Annotated in this window: 17 protein-coding genes; 6 read left to right on the forward strand and 11 right to left on the reverse strand. The window is 65.1% G+C overall.

All coding sequences use genetic code 11. From position 1 onward, the window contains the following. Positions 1–44 precede the first annotated feature (44 nt). Positions 45–1,313 (forward strand): glycosyltransferase, encoded by a 1,269-nt coding sequence (locus tag FPZ47_RS10275; RefSeq protein WP_144950857.1) that lies wholly within the window; start codon positions 45–47, stop codon positions 1,311–1,313. A gap of 13 nt (positions 1,314–1,326) precedes the next feature. Here the strand turns inward: FPZ47_RS10275 and FPZ47_RS10280 are convergent, their stop codons facing one another. Further along, positions 1,327–2,037 (reverse strand): GAP family protein, encoded by a 711-nt coding sequence (locus tag FPZ47_RS10280; protein ID WP_144950855.1) that lies wholly within the window; start codon positions 2,035–2,037, stop codon positions 1,327–1,329. Between the two features lie 151 nt (positions 2,038–2,188). Between FPZ47_RS10280 and FPZ47_RS10285 the strand changes: the two genes are divergently transcribed. Then, the gene (locus FPZ47_RS10285; protein WP_246133363.1) at positions 2,189–5,695 is read left to right on the forward strand and encodes an MMPL/RND family transporter; all 3,507 of its coding nucleotides are present in this window, start codon (positions 2,189–2,191) and stop codon (positions 5,693–5,695) included. Between the two features lie 9 nt (positions 5,696–5,704). On the opposite strand, the gene FPZ47_RS10290 is transcribed toward FPZ47_RS10285, so the two are convergent. Next, positions 5,705–7,459 carry an AMP-binding protein gene (locus FPZ47_RS10290; protein WP_144950853.1) on the reverse strand — a complete coding sequence of 585 codons (1,755 nt, stop codon included), beginning with the start codon at positions 7,457–7,459 and terminating at the stop codon, positions 5,705–5,707. Positions 7,460–7,592: 133 nt separating this feature from the next. Here FPZ47_RS10290 and FPZ47_RS10295 point away from each other — a divergent pair, with 133 nt between their 5' ends. Next, positions 7,593–8,930 (forward strand): condensation domain-containing protein, encoded by a 1,338-nt coding sequence (locus FPZ47_RS10295; protein WP_246133362.1) that lies wholly within the window; start codon positions 7,593–7,595, stop codon positions 8,928–8,930. 17 nt (positions 8,931–8,947) lie between these two features. On the opposite strand, the gene FPZ47_RS10300 is transcribed toward FPZ47_RS10295, so the two are convergent. The 3 genes from FPZ47_RS10300 to FPZ47_RS10310 all read right to left on the reverse strand — a co-directional run bounded on the left by FPZ47_RS10300 (position 8,948) and on the right by FPZ47_RS10310 (position 11,652). Beyond that, positions 8,948–9,724, reverse strand: a complete 777-nt coding sequence (locus FPZ47_RS10300; protein WP_144950902.1) for a glycosyltransferase family protein — start codon at positions 9,722–9,724, stop codon at positions 8,948–8,950. Between the two features lie 56 nt (positions 9,725–9,780). Beyond that, positions 9,781–10,779: a glycosyltransferase family 2 protein gene (locus FPZ47_RS10305; protein WP_425461769.1), complete on the reverse strand. Its 999-nt coding sequence runs from the start codon at positions 10,777–10,779 to the stop codon at positions 9,781–9,783. Between the two features lie 108 nt (positions 10,780–10,887). Beyond that, positions 10,888–11,652, reverse strand: a complete 765-nt coding sequence (locus tag FPZ47_RS10310) for a GAP family protein (RefSeq protein WP_246133361.1) — start codon at positions 11,650–11,652, stop codon at positions 10,888–10,890. A gap of 755 nt (positions 11,653–12,407) precedes the next feature. Between FPZ47_RS10310 and FPZ47_RS10315 the strand changes: the two genes are divergently transcribed. After that, positions 12,408–13,463: a glycosyltransferase gene (locus FPZ47_RS10315; protein ID WP_246133360.1), complete on the forward strand. Its 1,056-nt coding sequence runs from the start codon at positions 12,408–12,410 to the stop codon at positions 13,461–13,463. 21 nt (positions 13,464–13,484) lie between these two features. On the opposite strand, the gene FPZ47_RS29360 is transcribed toward FPZ47_RS10315, so the two are convergent. From FPZ47_RS29360 to FPZ47_RS10330, 3 genes are all read right to left on the reverse strand, one after another. Next, positions 13,485–14,294: a methyltransferase domain-containing protein gene (locus tag FPZ47_RS29360; protein WP_246133359.1), complete on the reverse strand. Its 810-nt coding sequence runs from the start codon at positions 14,292–14,294 to the stop codon at positions 13,485–13,487. Positions 14,295–14,504: 210 nt separating this feature from the next. Then, positions 14,505–15,362, reverse strand: a complete 858-nt coding sequence (locus FPZ47_RS10325) for a class I SAM-dependent methyltransferase (protein WP_246133358.1) — start codon at positions 15,360–15,362, stop codon at positions 14,505–14,507. Positions 15,363–15,673: 311 nt separating this feature from the next. Further along, complete coding sequence (locus FPZ47_RS10330) at positions 15,674–17,485, reverse strand: hypothetical protein (RefSeq protein ID WP_144950849.1); 1,812 nt, start codon at positions 17,483–17,485, stop codon at positions 15,674–15,676. 339 nt (positions 17,486–17,824) lie between these two features. Here FPZ47_RS10330 and FPZ47_RS10335 point away from each other — a divergent pair, with 339 nt between their 5' ends. Beyond that, positions 17,825–18,037 carry a dodecin gene (locus FPZ47_RS10335; protein WP_144950847.1) on the forward strand — a complete coding sequence of 71 codons (213 nt, stop codon included), beginning with the start codon at positions 17,825–17,827 and terminating at the stop codon, positions 18,035–18,037. 6 nt (positions 18,038–18,043) lie between these two features. Here FPZ47_RS10335 and FPZ47_RS10340 read toward each other — a convergent pair whose 3' ends face one another. From FPZ47_RS10340 to FPZ47_RS10350, 3 genes are all read right to left on the reverse strand, one after another. Beyond that, positions 18,044–19,744, reverse strand: a complete 1,701-nt coding sequence (locus tag FPZ47_RS10340; RefSeq protein ID WP_144950845.1) for an SEC-C domain-containing protein — start codon at positions 19,742–19,744, stop codon at positions 18,044–18,046. Positions 19,745–19,822: 78 nt separating this feature from the next. Then, positions 19,823–20,107: a type II toxin-antitoxin system RelE family toxin gene (locus FPZ47_RS10345; RefSeq protein ID WP_210419867.1), complete on the reverse strand. Its 285-nt coding sequence runs from the start codon at positions 20,105–20,107 to the stop codon at positions 19,823–19,825. After that, positions 20,104–20,355 carry a type II toxin-antitoxin system Phd/YefM family antitoxin gene (locus FPZ47_RS10350; protein WP_144950844.1) on the reverse strand — a complete coding sequence of 84 codons (252 nt, stop codon included), beginning with the start codon at positions 20,353–20,355 and terminating at the stop codon, positions 20,104–20,106. Before FPZ47_RS10350 ends, FPZ47_RS10345 begins: the two co-directional genes overlap by 4 nt. Positions 20,356–20,566: 211 nt before the next feature. On the opposite strand from FPZ47_RS10350, the gene FPZ47_RS30610 reads away from it, so the two are divergent. Next, entirely contained in the window at positions 20,567–20,806 is a 240-nt protein-coding gene (locus tag FPZ47_RS30610) for a Tn3 family transposase (RefSeq protein WP_210419869.1), read from the forward strand. Positions 20,807–20,878 lie beyond the last annotated feature (72 nt).

The raw sequence follows: 20,878 nt of genomic DNA on the forward strand, positions 1-20,878 counted from the left end.
CCAAGCCCCAAAAGCCCACGCGCGCAAGGTAACCGATTCCGGCAATGAAAGCTGTCCTGGCTGTCCATGGCACCCGTGGCGATGTCGAGCCCTGCGCCGCGGTTGCCCTGGAGCTGCGGCGCCGGGGGCACGACGTGCGGATGGCGGTGCCGCCCAACCTGATCGGATTCGTCGAATCCGTTGGGCTTTCGGCGGTTGCCTACGGGCCCGATTCGCACACGCAGCTGGACGAGGAAGTGTTCCGCCACTTCTGGCGGGTCCAGAATCCGGTCAACGTGTTGCGGCCGGGCGCGGAGTACCTGACGCGGGGCTGGGCGGAGATGAGCACGGCGCTGGTGTCGCTGGCCGAGGGCGCCGACATCATCGTGTCGGGCCAGACCTACCAGGGCGTCGTCGCGAATATCGCCGAGTACTACGGCATTCCGATGGCGGCCATGCACCACTTCCCGCACCGGATCAACGGCCACATCGTCCCGTATGTGCCCGGGCCGCTGATCCGTACGACGATGCGCGCGCTCTACGGGATGTATTGGTGGATGACGAAAGACGCCGAGGACACCCAGCGGCGCGCCTTGGGTCTGCCCAAGACGTGGCGCTCCTCGGCCAGGCGGATGATCGACGGCCGAGCGCTGGAGATCCAGGCCTACGACGCGGTCTACTTTCCGGGTCTCACCGACGAGTGGGACAGCCGGCGCCCGTTCGTGGGCCAGCTGACACTGGAGCTGTCCACGGCGTGCGACGACGAGGTCGCGTCGTGGATCGCGGCGGGGACGCCGCCGATCTACTTCGGTTTCGGCAGCATGCGGGTCGAGTCGCCCGCCGACGCGGTCGCGATGATCGGCGACGTCTGTGCGCAGTTGGGCGAGCGGGCGCTGATCTGCGCCGGGGTCACCGACTTCGGCGACGCGCCGCACCGGGACAACGTCAAGGTGGTCCGGGAGGTGAACCACGCGGCCGTGTTCCCCTCCTGCCGCGCGGTCGTCCATCACGGTGGCGCGGGGACCACGGCCGCGGGCATGCGGGCCGGAGTGCCCACGCTGGTCCTGTGGATCGGCGCCGAACAGCCCGCCTGGGCACTGCAGGTCGCGACGCTCAAGGTCGGCAAGGCGCGACGCTTCGCGGGGGTGACCAAGAAGTCGCTGCTCAAGGACCTGCGCACCGTCCTGGCTCCGGACTACGTCGCGCGCGCCCGCCAGATCGCCGACCGCATGACACCGGCCAGGGTCAGCGTGACCACCACCGCCGACCTGCTCGAGGACGAAGTCCGGAGGCACCACCTGATCGCGGCGGGCTCCGGCGGAACGGCAGGGTAGCTCAGGCGATGATTCAGGCCACGCCCGTCCCCTGGGCCAGCATCACGACGCCCAGCACGCCGGCGCTCACGACCAGGATCCGCCGGCTGTGGGTGCGCATCCACCCGTGCGCCTGCAGCGTGATCGCCTCGGTTTTCGCCGGCGCCACCAGATAGCTGACGAGCGGGATCTCGACCAGCACCAGTGTCACGGCGGTGAAAGCCACGGCGGCGCCGAGTTGCGTGGCGAACGCCGCTCCGGAGGCCAGGATGGCCGTCAGCGCCGTCAGGTACTGCACGGGCGGGGTCGCCTGCCCGAGACCGACCACGAACGCCACCCAGGGATTGCCACTACCGAGGGTGTTGCGGGCACGCGACACCAGCCGGGAGAACGCCGTCGGGGTGCTCGATTGCGGTAGCGACGCGGCCGCTACCGGCACCCGCGCCGGCCTGCGCATCGCGCCGATCGCGGCGATCGACAGCGCGAGGACGCCGACGACGATCTGGCCGTGCCCGCCGGTGAAACGGGCCGTCGTCGCCGTCATGTCGTGCACCAGGGCGGGCAACGCGTCGCGCAGAACCAGCAACGCGGTCAGGCCCGCCACGGCGCCCGTTGTCATGCCGCCGAGCCAGAATGCGAACAGGTTGAGCAAAGGCCGCGGCCGCGAGATCAACAGGATGGCGATGCCCATGCGCACCGGGTCGGGCGCCGTGACCAGCGCCATCCACAGCACGATGCCCCACATGACGGCAAACTTTACGCGAGCATGGCGGGCCACATCGGGCTACCGCCGATTCGGTCGGCCGCGGGCCCGGCTAACGTCACGCCCAGATCACGATCACCTCGCGAATCGCGATCACCCGACGTGGATCGTGATCAAATTGTAGGGTTGTTGCGTGTCAAGCCGTACCGGTTCTCATGAGGCGGCGAAACCCGGGGGGCTGTTCGACCGTCTCGGGAACTTGGTGGTGCGGCGGCCGCTGGTGGTCATCGCCTGCTGGATCATGTTCGCCGGCGCCCTGGCGCTGATATTTCCGCCGCTTCCGGTGCAGGCGGCGAAGCAGGAGCAAAAGCCGCTGCCGGATGACGCCCCGACGGTGCTCGTGGGCCAAGAGATGCAAAAGGCGTTCCACGAAACCGGCGGCGGCTCCCAGGCACTGATCATCCTGATCGACGAGCACGGGCTGACCCCCACCGACGAAGGCGTCTACCGGAAACTGGTCGACAGGCTGCAGCAGGACGAGCAGGACAAGCAGGCCAAGGTAGGTGTCCAGGACGTCCTGAAGGTCCCGGAGATGCGCGAGCTCCTGGCCAGCAAGGACGGCAAGGCAATCAACCTGCCGGTCAGCTTCCCCGAGGTGCCCATGGCGCCGGCGACCCTTGCGGCGTTTCATCACGTGAAACAGATAGCCGAACAAGTCACCGCCGGCACCACTCTCACCGCATACCTCAGCGGGCCGGTGGCCACGATCGCCGACATGACCGCGATGACCGAAGAGGACGCGCACTTCATCGAGATCACCACCGTGATCTGTGTGCTGGTCATCTTGTTCATCATCTACCGCAACGTGGTCACCATGTTGGTGCCGTTGGCCAACATCGGCGCATCGATCGGGACCACCCAGGGCGTGTTGTCCGGGCTCGTCGGCGCGGGCCTGCCGTTCAACCTGGAAAGCATGATCCTGATGAGCGCGGTCATGCTCGGTGCGGGAACGGACTACGCGGTCTTTCTGATCAGCCGCTACCACGACTATGTGCGGCACGGCCAAACTTCGGATGAAGCGGTCAAGAACGCGTTGATGTCGATCGGGAAGGTCATCACCGCGTCGGCGGCGACGGTCGCGGTCACCTTCCTCGCGATGGTCTTCACCAAGCTGCAAGTCTTCTCGGCCGTCGGCCCGGCGATCTCCATCTCGATCGGTGTGGCGTTGTGCTCCGCGGTGACGTTGATGCCCGCCCTGCTCGTCCTCGCGGGACGCCGCGGCTGGATCAAGCCCCGCCGCGAGTTGACGACGCGCACGTGGCGGGTCATCGGCACGCGGGTGGTGCGCCGGCCGCGAATCCACCTGGTGGGCAGTCTGGTCGTGCTCATCGCCCTGGCCAGCTGCACCAGCGTGATGCGGTTCAACTACGACGACCTCAAGACGATGCCGGCTTCCGTCGACAGCTCCAAGGGCTATGACGCGATGAACCGCCATTTCCCGATGAACGCGATGACCCCGATGATTTTGTTCGTCCAGTCCTCCCATGACTTGCGGACCCCGACCGCCCTCGCCGACCTCGAACAGGTCGCCAACCGGGTCAGCCAGCTGCCCGACATCACCATGGTGCGCGGCCTGACGCGGCCCAATGGCGAACGGCTGGAACAGATGAAGCTGTCCTGGCAGGCCGGCGAGGTCGGCGGCAAACTCGACGAGGTGTCCGGCCAGATCGCCAACCACGGCGACGACTTGGACAAGCTGGTCAACGGCTCCAATCAGTTGGCGGACGCACTGGCCCAGCTTCGGGACCAGGTGTCCTCCGCCGTGGCGAGCCTAAGCGGAACGGTCGGGGCGCTGACGGCGATGGAGCAACTGCTCGGCGGCGACAAGACGATCGCCGCGCTGGATCAGGGCGCCGGCTACACCGGGCAGATGAAGTCGCTCGGCGACAACCTCGGCGCGTCCACCGCGCACGCCCAGAACACGGCCCAGTGGGCCGGCCCGATGCTGGCGGCGCTCAACGACAGCCCGGAGTGCAACGCCGACCCCGGCTGTGTGCAGTCGCGGGCCGGGTTGGCGGCCCTGGTCGCGGCCGACAACGACGGAACCCTGAACTCGCTGAAGATCATGTCCCGCAATCTGCAGTCGGCCCAGAAAGCGGCGACCATCGGCCAGACGCTGGACACCGTGCAGCAAACGCTGACCCAGGCATCCAGCGCCATGAAGACGATCAAGGGCCTGCAGACCACGATGGCGCAGGCGCAACAGGGCTCCACCGCGCTGGCCGACGGTAGCCGCGCGATCGCCGGCGGGGTGAAGGCGTTGGTCGACCAGACCCGGCGACTCGGCAGCGGCCTCAACGAGGCGTCGCAGTTCCTGTTGAACATGAAGCAGGACGCCGCCACGCCGTCCATGGCCGGCTTCAACCTGCCGCCCCAGATCACGACGAGGGAGGAGTTCAAAAAAGGCGCGCAGATCTTCCTGTCTCCGGACGGTCACGCCGCCCGCTATTTCATCCAAAGCGGGCTGAATCCGTTCACCACCGAGGCGATGGACCAGGTCAACACGATCGAGAAGGCGGCACGCTCCGCACTGCCGAACACCGAACTGGCCGACGCCAAAGTCTCGGTCGCCGGAGTTCCGACGGCGCTCAGGGACACCCGTGACTACTACAACGGCGACATCAACTTCATCGTCATCGCGACGATCCTCATCGTGTTCCTGATCCTGGTCGGCCTGCTGCGGGCCATTGTCGCGCCGCTGTACCTCATCGGCTCGGTGTTGCTCTCGTACATGTCCGCGATGGGCTTCGGCGTCCTGGTGTTCCAGATACTCATGGGCCAGAACCTGCATTGGAGCCTTCCAGGGCTCTCCTTCATTCTGCTGGTCGCGATCGGTGCGGACTACAACATGCTGCTGATCTCGCGGATCCGCGACGAGTCACCGCACGGGGTGCGCGTCGGGGTCATCCGCACCGTGGGTTCGACCGGTGGCGTGATCACCTCGGCGGGCCTGATTTTCGCCGTGTCCATGTTCGGCTTGATGAGCGCCAGCATCTACACGATGCTCGAGGCCGGCTTCATCCTCGGCATGGGGATTCTGATCGACACCTTCGTGGTGCGCACCATCACCGTGCCCGCGCTGGCCGCGATGATCGGCCAGAAGAACTGGTGGCCGTCGAACCTCGGTAAGACCCCCGCTCAGGTGGTCGCGGCTTACGAGACGAAACAACAGCAACTGCAACAGATCTCCGAACAACTGGTCCGGATGAAGGTCCTTCCCAGCCCCAGGACGCACGTCCCGTCGCCTGCCGCGCAGGCAAATGGTCATGCATCGGGGGCACGCAAGGCGACCAGCGGGGGCCGACCGAGCGCACGTGTTCCCCACCACGCGCTGCCCTTGTTCGACCTCAGCGGCATGTCAGCGAACCTCACGGATGATCTGGTCGAACCGGCACGCGCTTCGGTGTCCGCCAACGGCCATCGCAACGGCAACAACAAACGCAGAGTCGACCGCTACCTGGGCCACTCGCTGCCATTGTTCGGCCCGGGCGTCCTGGCGCACGCACTCGTCAGCGCGGGAACCAACGGCCACGGCAACGGGAGCAACGGCACGGGCCGCGCCAACGGCCACTCGAACGACGCCGAACAGGCGAGGGACGAGGACGAGTCGCTCCCGTTGTTCGGACCGCAAGGGCGATGACGGAAAGACTCAGGCGTCCAACCGCGTGAATTCGTCCTGCCGGTAGAGCTCGACACACTGCGAGCGCCTGATCTTGCCGCTCGTGGTGATGGGGATGGAGCCGGGTGAGACGAGGACAAGATCGGCTACCCGCAGCCCATGGGACTTCGAAATCGCGGACGTGACTTCGCGTTTGACGAGGCGCAGCCTGTCCGTCGCGTCGTCGTCGGACTCGCCCTTGTTCTTGAGTTCGATGATGGCGACCAGCTTTTCGACGCCCTTGTCCGCGACCGCGATCGCCGCGCAACGCCCCGGGGTGACCTCCTGGATGGTCGCCTCGATGTCGTCGGGAGAATGGTTGCGCCCGTAGACAATCAGGAGGTCCTTGATGCGGCCGACGATGAACAGTTCGCCGTTGGAGAAGAAGCCGGAGTCCCCGGTGCGCAGCCACGGGCCCTCCGGAGTGCTCTCCGAGGGGTTGTTGATGCGGGCTCCGAACGTTTCCGCGGTTTCTTCGGGTTTGCGCCAGTATCCGGCGGCGACGTTGTCGCCGTGCACCCAGATCTCGCCGACGGCCCCGTCCGCGCACTCGGTGCGGGTGTCCGGATCGACGATGCGCACCAGCTGCGATTTCGGGACACCATAGTTGATCAGCGGTGTGCCGCTTCCGGTTGCGCATCGGTGCGCTTGGCCGGCGGGGAGTTTCTCGGAGTCGAAGTGAACGGTGTGGGGTGGCTCACCCACGTTACGGGTCGCGATGTACACCGTTGCTTCAGCCATGCCGTACGAAGGCCGCAGCGCCGCAGGATCGAGATTGAACGGGGCGAACCGGTCGGCGAACTGCTTGAGGGTCTTGGGCTGTACCCGCTCGCTGCCGTTCTGGATGGTGTGCACACCCCCGAGATCAAGCCCGGCCATGTCCTCGTTGGAGGTCTTGCGCATGGCCACTTGGAAGGCGAAGTTCGGTCCGCCCGAAAATGTGCGACCCGGGTGTGCCAGCATGTGCATCCATCGGGCGGGACGCTGCAGGAAGGCGACCGGGCTGGTCACCACGCTGGGCACACCCACCAGGATCGGCATGATTATTCCCAGCATCAGACCCAAGTCGTGGTAGAAGGGCAGCCACGACACCGCGCTGAGGTCCGGCGGGGCCACTCCGCCCTCAAAGACAAAGTAATCGGCCATGATCTGCTCGAAGTTGGCGAAAACGTTCTTGTTGGAGACCGTCACACCGGCAGGTGTCCGGGTCGAGCCCGACGTGTACTGCAGGTATGCCGTGTCCGACGGGTCACTGCCGGCACCCCGAGTTCCCGGCCTGGGGCCGCTCTGGCGGGAATCCAGGTCGAGCTGGTCCACTTCGATGATCGACGGGGCGGACTCGCCCTCCGGCGCCTGCCCGAAGGGACGGACATTGTCGACGACGGCCGATGTCGTCAGAAGAACGGAGGGTGAGGTGTCGGCCAGCACCGACGTGGTGCGTTCGTCGTGGGCGCCGCCGTAGGGCACCGAAAGCGGCACCGCGACGAGTCCGGCTTGCAGTACGCCGAGAAAGCCGACGATGTAGTCGAGGCTCTGGGGGGCCAGGATCACCGCGCGGTCACCCGCCGAGCCATGAGTCTGCAAGTGGGTGCTGAGATTGAGCACCCGTCGATACAACTGCGACCAGGTCATCGTGATCGGGACGCCGTCCCAATCGTGGTCGTAATCAAGGAAAGTGAACGCAGTATCGTTGGGTTGCAGGCTCGCGCGTTCGCGCAGCACTGCAGGGATCGAAGACTGAACCACGGGGACAGATTACCTTTGTTACGGGCCGTTGCGGCCGAGACGCCGAAGTTGCCAGGATACCAATCCGTCACCGTGCCGGGGCGCGAACCCAAAGCCCTGCGTGCCGTACCGGCCATGAACTACCGTGGACGCGGTGGATAACCGCCTCGCACACATGGACCAGGCCTCGTTTCTGGGCCTGCGGGCGCTCGGCTATGGCGCGCTCGTGCAGTTCAGCTGGGTCTACAACCGCCCGGTGAATATGGACGGATTGCGCCGCTTCCACCGCAACCTCGGGTACGGGCTGATGGGACGGCGGGTCGAACGGTCACCGATCCCGTTCGCGCGCGACCGGTGGGTGATCTCCCGGGGTGGCGCCGACATCGACGTCGCCGAAGCACCGCGTCCGCGCGCGGAGGTGAGCGCATGGCTTCTCGAGCGGGCGCGGCTGCCGCTGGATCCCGAATACGGGCCCAGCCGGCATCTCGGGGTGTTGCCCCTGCTGGACGGCGGCACCGCCGTCACCCTGGTGAGCTCGCACACGCTTGTCGACGGGATCGGGTTTGTGCAGGCGATCGGCGACGCGGCCCACGGGCGGACGCGCTACCTGGGCTATCCCCTCCCCCGTTCCCGCACCCGCAGGCGGGCCGTGCTGGAGGACGGCCGGGCGTTCATCGCCTCGGCGCCCGAACTGGGGCGGGCGGTGGCCGCGACGGTGCGTATCGCCCGGAAACGGCGCCGCGACGTCGCCGCATCGATCGCGTCGGCGCCCCCCTCACCGCGGGGAGCCGGCGACGACCAGCCCGTCACGGTGCCCGCCGTGACCGCCTACGTCGATCTGGCCGAGTGGGACGCACGCGCGAAAAGCATTGGCGGCAACGGGTACACGCTCTTCGCAGGATTCGCGGGCACACTCGGCGCCCGGATGGGGCGCATCTGCGACGACGGCACGGTCACCTTGTCGTTTCCGGTCAGCAACCGCACCGAGGACGACACCCGGGGCAACGCCCTGGTGTTCCCGGTCATCTCCGTGGATCCGGCGCACCTGGCCTCCGACCTCACCGAGGCGCGGCTCAAGTTCAAGCAGGCGTTCGCCGACCTGGCCGAGACCACCGAGGAGTTGTTGGCGCCGCTGCCGCTGACGTCGCTGACGCCCAAATGGGTGGCACGCCGGGCGGCGGGCATGGGCCTGGGTACCGCCGACCTTCCGATCGGGTGCTCCAATCTCGGGGACACCGACCCGGCGGTGAACCGGCCGGACGGCACCGAGGCCGACTACGCGTCGGGGCGGTTGATCGAACCGGGCATCAACAAGCACACCCTGGAGCGCATGGGCGGGCAGCTGTTCCTGGTGTCCGGGCGAAGCTGCGGGAAGCTGTGGATCTCGGTCAACGCCTGGCTGAGCGGGCGCAACAACTCCTTGGATGCGCTGCGCGACGTCACGTCTCGTACTTTCGCCGACTTCGGCCTGACCGCCGAAATCGTGCACTGAACGACCGGCTACGGCCGTCAGTCCGTCAGCTGGCGGCTGGCATCGTCGAGCGGAATCGGCTTGTGCCACTTGCGGTCATGCGCGGCCCCGATCTGCCGCATGATGGCCAGCGCGGCCCCCAGGCCGTGCAGCCTGCGCAGCCCCTGCAGCATCGCGACGTTCGCGCTAAGCGTGTACCGCCAGGCGCCAAAATGCTCATTGGCGGTCTTGTGCCCAAAGTGGTTGATATACGCCATCTCGGTCGTGTAGACGCCGAACCCCGCCTTGCGGGCGTGTACCGCAAGTTCTAGGTCGGGCCCCCACATGTGCTTGAAGTTAACAAGGTCAAAACCGCCCGTTTCCTGCCAGCACTCGCGCGAAACCATGAGCGCCGTTCCCTCCACTGCGGGCACTACTCGATACTGTGGCCGGGGAACGTAATCTGCGGCTTCGGGTTTCTGGTCGTTGGTCGCGTAAGGGAATCCATGATCAAACATCGGCCCGACGATTCCGCTATCGGCGGGCAGCCTCGGATCGAGGAAAGCGCTGACGAATCCCTTGGAGAGCCGGGTGTCGTTGTTCAGTGTCATCGCGTGGGAGTAGCCCTCGGTGAACGCAATCCGGAATCCGTGTTCGCTGCCGCCGGCCCAGCCGAGGTTCGTGCCCGGGGTGGTGACCCGTTCGGCGCCGATCCGAGGATAGTCGCCCCGGTTGTCCACGATCAGGTAGTCGGCGCCTTCGCGCTCCAGATCGCCCACCAGGGCGTGGGTGTACTCGTGCTGCCCGAACACGGGGACGATTATGAGAAGTGACACGAACCCACCGTACCCCGGCGGCGAGCACACCCAAGACTGTTTAGAGGTGAACCAGGTCAGCTTCGTCTACTCGCGGGCAACACCGCCGCCGGCCTTGACGGGTCGTCGCGCAGCCGCCGGGCATGCGCGAACTCCCGATAGGGTGCTTGAGCAAGGATCTTCAGCCGTGACCACCGCTGGGGCCCGAACAGCATGACTTCACCCATGGCCACCAACCATGCGGGTGGCCACAAAAACGTCGACATGATGCGAACGGCAGCGGGCGATGCCGAGTCCACGATCAGCCAGCTGAGAATGCGCAGGTGGTCTAGCCACCAACGCCGGGTTGTGACGTTGCGCGCCGTCTCGGTGCCACCGCTGTGGCTGCGCACCGACAACTCGCGTGGGACGAAACAAACCGCCGATCGCAGCATCAAGCGGTACCAGAAATCCAAATCGACGAGTTGGAAAATATCGTCGCGAAGTCCCCCGACCTCCAGGGCCAATTCGCGGCGAAACATCACGCATGTCGGTTCGCCGATCCAATTCCCTTTCCCGCCCTGCAACATCATCTGCGTGACCAGCCACGGGCCATCGTTGTATTCTTTCAGGCCCCAAAAGTGCCCCGGGGGATTACCGCATCGACGCAGCCATTTCAAGTCATCCGTCTTAACGTGCCGAGGCGCGAATGCCAGTCCCACATTCGGGTCGTCAAAATATCCGGACAGCGTCGACAGTGCCCCGGGGAGCAACCAGTCGTCACCGTGGACAAACTGAATACAGGTGCCGTGCGCGTATTCCAGACACCTGTTGTGGTTGCCGTTGAGTCCCGCGCGGGGTTTGCCGTAGATTAGCCGGTCGCCGGGCCGGAGCATGCGCACGGCAATCGCGGCACCGTCGTCGGTCGAGGCATCATCGACGACCACTATCTCGAAGTCGACGCCGTCCTGCTGCAGGATGCTCCGCAGGCAGCGTTCGATCGTCGCACCGTTGTTGTACATGGGTACACATACCGAGACACGCGGAGTGTTGGCCGCTTCGTCAAGATCGATCGTCGTGGCGTCTACGGATACCACAGTCGTCGCATCAGTCGAGAGCGAGAGCGCCTTCGGCGTGATCGGTTGCTCAGTCACTGCAGCCCTAGCGGCTGCGAGTTGGGCGAGCGCACTTCGCAGGGCGCACCTTTAGAGACTCCCTACGCCCTGAACCATCAATACCACTCCGCTAACACCCAGCGCCGCTTGGGAAATCCGGGCACGACGAACGCGTAGCCAATTCTGGACCCGCACCATGACCGCTTGAGTTTTCTCGGGTGCCCCCAGATAGCAGACCAGTGGAATCTCGATGACCGCAAGAACCATCACGGTGTACACGAGGAATGCGCTGAACTGCGTGCCGATGGCAGCGCCCGAAGCCATGATGATGGTCAGCAGCATCAAGGTCTCCACCGGCGGCGTCGCCGACCCGAGACCAACCAAGAACGCCGGCCAGAAAAACCCACGGTTCAGGATGCTTTGGTTAACAGCACCGAGCCTGGCGAACAATCGCAGCACACGCGGCTGCGCCGCCATCTCGGTCCCCCCGCTATGGCCAGAGACTGCGACGACGCGCCGCACTGTTCGCGCCCGCTCACGCGCCAAAAGAACCACCAGCGACACCAGCGCAATGACGCCAAGAGTGATCTTAAGGTGCCCACCTTCGAAGAAGGCGATCGAGGATCGCACGTCTGCGACCACCGCCGCCGCACTCCGCAAAGCTGCCATCGCGGTGTCGCGCATGACAACCAGCACAGCCATTCCGATTCCGATGCCCGCGATCATGCCGCCCAGCCAGAAGGCGAACAGATTCAGCATGGGGCGCTGGCGCGACAACACGACGGCGACGAGCCCCAACCGCAGCGGGTCGAGCGCCATCCCGAAGCCCAGAAATAGCACGCTGTTCCACAACATCACTCGGGAGGTTACTATGCGCCGAGCTGTCTCGTGACGGTACTGCGAAATTTCTGTCGACAGCTCCCTGAACAGCCAAGACACGCCAGATTGTCGAGCTGCGCTTGTCGGCGAGGGGGACTGTTCAGCGGCCGTCGGAGCGACGAAGTACGACGGGCGATCGAGGAGCAGCGCTGCATCCGCCGAATACGACCTTCCTTGACGCTCCCAAGGTGGGTGCTCGTTGCTGAGACGGAGCCATACGTTGGGTCTTGCTGGCAGATTGGGTTTCGCTAACAGGGTCTTGCGCGGGCTTCATGTCGCGCGCACCCAACAGCACAACCATGAAGCCGCCGGGCCGCGCGCGCTGATCGCTACCGCGGTCGCCCACGCTGCCGGCCCAAATGGCGATGAACCGCCCGGACGACACCAAAAATGCGCGGCGGATGCCGCTGTCTGATCTGTGTTCGGAACACTCTGACAGATTCCCACGACGCCAGCCAGGAGTCTGGCCGCCAGACGGAATCTGCACACCGAGCTCAACCCAGTCCTGAATTCGGCTGGCCGCCCGAGTACGGCGGCCACTTCGGCCGACGCGGCGCTGCGGCGCTTCGCTTGCAGCCGCACTCCGCGGCGAACCTTCGTCTGGGGTCTCAAAGGCCGCCGGCCAAGGAGGCTGTCTGCTCGCAGATCGTTACGATGCCCTCACGTGACGACATGGCCGATGGCGACGGCACAGCACGCGTCTTAGCCACGGGACGAAAATGGAGCCCAGTGTGACTGACAGGACAGCAGCGAACGCCCCCAAAGTAAGCGTGGTAGCGACCACTTACAACCAGGAGGCTTACGTCCGCCAAACTCTTGACAGCTTCGTGGCTCAGGAGACTGACTTTCCTGTGGAAATCATTGTCGCCGACGACGCGTCGACCGATGCCACGCCAGCAATAATCGGGGAGTACGCCGACCGCCACCCGGACTTGTTCCGGCCGATCTTCCGGTCTGAAAACCTGGGCCTTAACGCGAACCTGATCGACGCCCTGTCATCTGCTCGTGGCGAGCACCTCGCCCTGTGCGAAGGCGATGATTACTGGGTCGATCCGCGAAAGCTCAGCAAACAGGTCACATTCCTCGACGAGCATCCCGAGGTATCGGTGTGCTTCCATCCCGTGAGAGTGATCTGGGAAGACGGCCGGATCGACGATTCGGAATTCCCGCCGGTCGCCTGGCGCCGCGACCTGAGCGTGGACAAGCTGCTCAGGCGGAACTTCATTCAGACGAACTCTGTCATGTACCGCCGCCTCCCGAACTACGGCGACATCCCGGCCGATGTCATGCCGCTGGACTGGTACCTGCACGTGCGGCACGCGGTTCACGGCGGCATCGCCATGCTGCCGGAGACGATGGCCGTCTACCGTCGCCACCCTCATGGCATGTGGTACGACCTCGTCGTCGACCCACCAAAGTTCTGGGTGGCGCATGGTCTCGGGCATGCGGCGACGTTCGACGCGATGCTTGACCTGTTCCCCGACGACCTGATGCGCGAACAGATCGTCGCCGAGCAGGTTGACTTCATGCTCCGCCAGGTCGCCAAGGTCCCGGGACTGGAGGGTCGCGCCGCGTTACTGGAAACCGTCACACAACACCCACGGATTGCGATGCTGGCGCTTCAAACACGATATTCTACGCCCTGGCAGCGACTGAAAGCCACGTGGTACACGCACGGCGCCGATTCGCTGAGCCGAAGGGCGCTCGTGGATTCATACTCCCAGTTGATCGAACGCCTGAGGCGAGAAGCCAGGCGTCGCGTGCAGCCGCACGCCGACCCGCACTAACCCAGTGCGCCAGGTCGACCGTCAGAGCGCGGCGGCCTCTGGCTTGTGCACCACATACAACAACGAATTGAGAGCTATGCCATGCCGCACGAACGTCTGCTGGGTGAAAGTGCGCCAGCCGAGCGTAGAGAGTTCGAATCCGCTCTGCCGGATACGCGAACATAGCGTGACGCGGTCGTAGAGACGCACGTGGTCGCCTTGACAGAAACGACGCCAACGCTCCGCTTCATCGGTCACCGCGGGATCCTCGTCGAAGCAGCCGTCAGGCCCCACCGGCGTCATAACGATGCCGCACCCACCGGGCGCCAGTATCCGGTAAAGCTCGTTGAGTGCGCGGCCGTCGTCAGAGACGTGCTCGAGGATGTGGGAGCAGACGAAGAAGTCGAACGAGCCGTCCGCGTACATCTGCATGTCCATGATGTCAACGACGTCATCGACGCCGGTCATCATGAGATCCGCGGTGCGGTACTGGAAGTCGGCGCGGCTGCGCAGGTACGCGGACAGGGGCGCTGATGGCGCAAATTCGAGCACCCGGCGGATGCCGTCGGGTCGGAGGAACTGGTCAACGTAGAGCTTGTAAAGCCGATCTCGATCAATTGAACCGCATACCGGACAGAGGAACCGGCGGTGGTTCAGGGTCTCGAAGTCGTCGATGGAGTAGCGAAAACCATGCCGGTCCAGCATGTCTCGCAGGTCAGGATGCCTCCCGAAGCGGACCCAGTACCCGCACAGGTTGCACTGATGGAGGCCCACGTAGCACACGCCGCGGCCGAGGCGCGCGGCGCGACGGAGGACGGCGCCGGCGCGAGTACGGGTGTCCAGGTTCAGCATGCGTCTCATTCAACAACAGACCACCAAAATTGGCACAATCGCCGCTTGGAGGCTTCCAATCTGGCAGTTGGGAGTAGCCGAATACGCTCATCGGGCGTGGCGGTAGTGCACGGCCGTATCAGGTTGTTGACGATCTGTGGCCCCTGTGATGCCGAAGCGTCGAGAGCCACTCCGCCGCGGTTCAGATAACACGCCGAGCTACTTCGGCGGTTATGGTGAACTGTAGGTCTTGATACCGATGAAAGTCCCCCGAAGATTTGCTTGATAGGCCCCCCCGACCAAACATTCTGCAATGTTTGGTCGCAAATTACCATATTCTTCCATCACGAGGTCAAAGCCAGCGTCCCGAATCGCCTGAAGTAAGTGTTCGCGTTGAACCCAGAAAGACCGGCGATTGTCCCACGACGACCATTTCGCAGTTTCCCTCTTGTCGAATGATCGCTCGTTGGAGAATTCCGTATACCACCTTCCAGGAAGGCCCTCATTTTCGCTGGGCGGCGAAAGCGAGTACTTCGTGGACTCGGGCCTTCTCAGTAGCTTGTCTGTCAACATATTCGTCGGCAACCTAAATCTCCTATCGTTCCGGCTGATAAGAGAAAAATGTGTCTGCAGAATCAGAAGCTTTTTCGTTACAGCTGAAAGCGTTTCCAGGTACTTCTTAGGGCGATCAAGGTGATACAGCAGACCACAGCAGAAAACAGCATCGAAAGTGCCGTGCTCGGCTATATTCAAGGCGTTATCTTGGATAAACGCCAAGTTCGGCAAGTCAGTCTTTGACTTGACATAGTTGCACGCCGCGATATTCAATTCACGCACCTCAATACCAAGAACCTGGAACCCCATGCGTGCGAACTCAACAGCGAACCCACCTTCCAAGCAACCCACATCGGCCAAGCGGAGTCGACTTTTATCCCCAGGGAAGACGGTTTCCAGGATTCCGCGCGCCGATATGAACCACGGATGATCTACCATTGAAGTGGCTGAATCGGGTTTCGTGAAAGTTCCGTCGTCGAGGCGAATGTTGTGCGCGGTGAATTCCAACGAGTTTTCAGATTTTCCCGATACCACGCTTAATCCTTTCGTGTGTTTGCACACTTCCAAAGTAGGGCCTCCGACGAGCTTTGTTCAATACCTACCGTCGAGCTGCAACACTACAAAGACCATCCCTGCGTGCAGCTTAGGAATCACAACCCTACCGCGCACGCGAAAAGTCGAAAAGGCGGGCCGGGCGGGGTCTGCGATCGGCTACCGCACGATGGCTGCTCCCGGCCTCGACGTCGATGGGGTCTAGGCGGCTGGTGTTTTTGCGCGGAGTTGACGCGATAGTCGGGTGCGGTGGGCGACAGTGGTTGGGACGCACCTCGTGGATACATGGCCCGTCACGGGGACGTCTCTGAGAAATTAGGCTGCGTTAGGCTCCCAGGAACTTCGACGCTGCCCCCTACCGGAGGCGGGACAAACCGGACGAGGCGGCCGTGACGCCAGATCACGAATGCGAGGCCGGGGCTATCGAGAGGGACATCGACCGTCACGTCAAGGGATGTCGGCAGACGACCCTCGACGGTGCGGACGGTCACCGCAGCACCGGTGAGTTCCACGCGGTGACCAACTCGGGGGGACACGCGGAGCGAATCCCACGCTTTATTGCGTCCACGTGCACCGCCGACAATGTCGAGCCGGAAGCTGGCCACACCGGTGCGGGTAAAGCGAAGGTCGCTGTCGCTGATAGATAAGATATGCCAGCCACTCAACGCCCGCGGCTGGAGCGCCTGAGCGACCGTACCGGCGTAGAACGGTTGCATGTCTGGGGCCGCCAGAACGATCACATGCTGGGTTGCCGAATGATCGAACTCGGCCCCGACGAAGGCATCGCGTTCCTCGCGAGCACTATCGGCGAGTTGCGTGGTGGCCACCACGAACACCAGCGGGGCCAGGACGAGGTGTACCCCAACGAGAAACGACCGTCCAGCGCGCAGTGCCGATTTCGGGCGTGCGGTGGCGAGGTGCCGGCTGCCGCCGTAGATCAAGATGGCGACCAACAACGCGCTCGCGATGCTCGGGAGCAGCATCAGCCGCGCACTGGGAGGACCAGCTGTCAGCACCAACGAGAACACCGCTCCCGGGAGCAACCACCGCAGCGCGGCTTTCTCCGCATCGCAAATAGCTGGCCGCGCGAGCCGATAGAGCGCAAACGCAATAAGCGCGGCGCCAAATCCAAGCACAATAAAAAGCGCCGTCGGAACCGCCGGGGCCGCCTCGGGAATCCCCGACAACGCGATACCCACCAGCATGGGGACCCGCTGAGCGGCGGCACGCAAGAAACCGATTGGTTCTTTGGTGGGATCGAAATATGCTCCGCCGCGTGAACCAAAGCCGAAGAGGGTATAGACGCCTAGATAAACCGCGGTGATCGCAATTACCGGCATGCTCGAGAGCAGGCGAGAGCGGGGCGACGACCGTTCGGGCCGTGCCGGGCCGAACGCGTCAAAAGCCAGCCAGTAAACAACAGCGCCCACACCCGCCTCGCTGCCGAGCAAGGCCACCATGACGCCGAACGGGCCCAGCCAGAATCCCGGCTTCCAACCGTCGCGAACGAACCGCACGTGGGCGGCGAGACCGAGCACCGCCGGGATGGCCGCGACCACGAAGTGGCGGGACGAGATCCAGTCGGCGGGCATCACATGATGCGGGTCAACGGCAAAGAGCAGCGTTGCCAGCGTCGCCGTCACCGCCGACGGTCCTGGCCGGCGCACGCCGAGAGCGACGCGGAAAAACAGGCCTACGCACAGCACAAGTCCGACGTAGAGCAATACCGAGGTGATGTGGTAGCCCACCGCGTGGTAACGCCAAAGACTGTGATCGAGAGCAAATATGAGACTCGTCAGCGGCCGGCAGAAGTGCATCGTCGAACCGGGATCGCTGAACCACGGAGCCGGCCCGTCCCGAATCTGGCGTTCGACCTCGGTGCGGTCGGAAGCAAAATGATAAAGGTCGAGCGGAGACCGGTGCGCCAGAGACGGCACCTTATGCTCGATTTCGACGATCAAACTGTAATCATCCGCGTAAAAGCCGATCCACAACGTGGGCACGACGGCCAGTGCCGCCAGCACGACGATCGCGCCAAAAGCTTGCGGGTGCCCAAACAGGTTGAGAAAACGGATAAATCGGCCAGAGGGCCCCGCAGCGGCCAACGCAGGACCCGAGCCCGAGGAACTCTGGCGTTCCTGGTCAGTCGGCGCCGATACGCGTCCCCCGACTCTCAACCCTGCGCGCCGACGTAGCCCGAGGAGGCGGTTCACTTCTCCCCCTCTTTCTGCCGCAATCACCGGGATCACGACGGACCCCCACCACAGTCGCCAGGAAGCGTACTGCGAACCGCCTCTTTCTCGGACCCGAATCGGCAAACTCTTCATCCACCCGCGAGCAACTGTCGAACGGTCGATCCGTGCACCGGCCCTGGCGACCGATCCCCCGGGCCATGATCGCGACCCGGCCGCTCGTCACGCCCCGGCCAGTGCGAGGGTGAAGCGATGAACAATCACACCTACCGCGTGATCGAGATAGTCGGAAGTTCACCCGAGGGCGTCGACGCGGCTATCCGCAGCGGCCTGGCGCGAGCTGCGCAGACGATACGCAACCTGGATTGGTTCGAAGTGGAGTCGATTCGTGGCCACCTGGAGGACGAAGCCGTCGGCCACTACCAGGTGACCATGAAAGTAGGCTTCCACCTGGAAGACTCGTAGACCCGATCAAGGCAGCGGTCGGCGACGGTCCCGGCCAACCCGCGAGCCGCCTCGGCTACCGTACCGGCGGAGCGAACCGTCGCGACAGGGCCGCGACGAGCTCCACCGGGCCGGCTCGTCGTCGAGCAACGCGATCAGCCCGTCCCGCTCGCCCGGTGACACCGGCTCCATCCCACCGAATACCTGCATCGTCTCCCCCACGGGAACGACGCGGGCGCAATAGTATTCGCCCACCCGCACCCGCGCGCTGGCGGTGCGCTCGCGCACCTCGCGCACGTCGCCGGTGCGCACGTCGCGCAGCGTGAATCCCTGGCCGGGTGACACGTCGAGCACCTCGTGCACCGAACGCCGCACCAGCAGCCACTGCTCGGCCAGCGCGCGCTCGTCGTCGGGCAAGAGGAACCCGCGCGTGTCGAGGAACTCGGCGAACGCCCCGCCCTCGAAGAGCACCGCATCGCAGACCAGCGGATCGCCGAACGCGGCGACGAGCGCCTCGGAGGAGTCCCCGTACCGCGCCCGGGCCTCGGCGGCGTCGACGAACACGGACCCGAACGGGCTGTCGATGAGATCGGTGGCGGCCTTCTGGTACAGCCACGCGGCCCGCTGCTCGAGCGGCAACTGCTCGCGGTTGAGGTGGCACGCCTTGTATTTGCGGCCCGACCCGCACCAGCAGCGCTCGTTGCGGCCCAGGCCGGCACGGAGCGCCGGGCGGAACCGCTCGAACAGCTGCACCAAGTCGTCGTCGTCGGGCGCCCCCGCGCGGCGCAGCAGCGCCAGGCCGCGCTCGGCGTCGCCGCGGTCGCCGGCATAGCGGGCCAACGACAGCAGGGTCAGCGGCCACGACGGGTCCAGCGATTCGGCGGCATGCAGCGTCGCTTCCGCTTCCTCGCAGTCGCCGAGCGCCTCGAGCGCCTTGGCCCGCATCCAGCGCAACGCCGGCCGCGCCGCGCGCGACGCCAGCGGCTCCGCCGTCCCGGCGAAAACACCCAGCGCGGCGGCGGATTGGTCGTCGTGCACGTGCATCTCGTCCAGCGCGGCCGCCGCCACGGCGGGCTCGGCCAGCGGCTGCAGCGCGGCGGCGGCGATCTCCTTGTCGAGGTCCAATGCCACCTCGTCATCCGCGGGCGGCGCGGTCTCCGCGCTCTGCATGGCCTCGACCAGATCGAGGGTCTGCTCGTAGATCCCCACGACGGCCAGCACAGCCAGGGCCTCGTCGTCGTCGAGCTCGTAGCGCTCTTTGATCGACTCGATCCGGGCGTTCAGTCGCCACTCGGCGAAATCGAAACCGGCACAGGCGATCCAGTCGCCCTCACAGGCCAGCCCGCTCGCCGCGAGCAGCTCACCCAACGGCGCCGCCGGCTCCCGGAACAGTCCCTCGTCGTCGGCACACACCGTCCACACCGCGTTGTCGAGCATCTCGGGCCGCTGGGGCTGCTCCTCGAGCAGGGCGGCCAACGCCGCGCCGACATCACAGGGAGCCGGCTGTGCCACCGTCGTGACCTCGAACCCGCACGCGGTGACCCGCAACCCGAGGACATCGCCGGCCTCGACGCCGAGCCCGGCCAGGTAACCGGGCGGCAACAGCAACGCGCCCTCGCTGCCATCGCCGCGCGCGGGCACCCCGCGCGCGGCAAGGACCTCCGCGTCGAACTGCGCGAGAACGTCGCCGATCGGGGAGCCGTCGGCCAGGCGCCGATAGGTGTCCAACTCGGCCACTCTACGCCCGCGTCAGCGCGTCGGCGTCCTTGATGAGCACAGCAGGTGCAGCGGGCGCGCAGACCCAAGTCATCGTCGGCGGTACACCGACGCTCGATGCTGAATCCCGTGCACGATGACGATCTTGGCTGTGTCATCGATGCTGTAAATGATCCGATAGTCGCCTTGTCGCGCCGAGAACAAGCCGGCGAGTTCGCCGACGAGGGTCTTGCCGAGCCGGCGCGGGTTTTCGCGGATCGGGCCATGTAGGGTGGCCAGCGCCGCGTCGCGGATCTTGGTAGGGAGACGGTTCAGGTGACGGAGTCCCTCAGCAGTGATGCGTAGATCGTATGGGTCCGCGGACGGAGAACTCACGCAGACGGCAAAGGCAGCGAACTACCCTGAGCAGCCTCTTCCTGCGACCGCTTCAGCGAGGCGACAAGCTCGGGGTCCCGCAGGATGTCGAGTGTCTCTTCGAGTGCGTCGAGGTCGTCGGGGCTCATCAGTACGAATGACGGCCGTCCGTTGCGTGTGACGAGGACACGCGCGTGTTCAAGTTCGACGCGTTCGGCCAGTTCGGACAGGTGGGCCTTCGCTTCGGAGAACGGCACAACTTCGGCCATAGGTCAATATTCTGACTCATCACAGGACGTCGCGCAACGGGTTTTCCCGCTCAGCCCGGAACGGATCCCCTTACGGGCGTCGCCCCAAGACGCTTGCCCGCCTACGTTGACTCTGGTCAGCATCCTTGCGAGGCGCCCCGAACCGCGGCCCGTTAGGAGATGAGATGCCGGTCAGCTCCCTGCCCGGTCCGGAGCCGGCCCGGCTGAGTGGCTGGCCGGCTTCAACCGCCGCCGGCGCAACCGACTCGGCGTCGCCGTCATCACGTACGCCTGCAACCCCGGCTATGCCGGGATGGCCGACGCCTCCGCCGTCTCCGAAAACGCGCTCGCCTGGACCCCACAGTGGTACCCGCGCCAACAGGCGCTGCGGGCGGCCAACACGCACCTGGTCAACGCCCACCACCCGCATCCGCTCGCCACGCATAACAGCTCCCAGCCCGGCAGAACTTGACCAGCTGGTGCGCAGCGACCCCTCGGTGCTGCGAGTGAGCGTGGAAGACATGGGGCGGGCGTTGGCCGAATC

The sequence above is a fragment of the Mycobacterium helveticum genome, from assembly GCF_007714205.1.
Classification (GTDB): domain Bacteria; phylum Actinomycetota; class Actinomycetes; order Mycobacteriales; family Mycobacteriaceae; genus Mycobacterium; species Mycobacterium helveticum.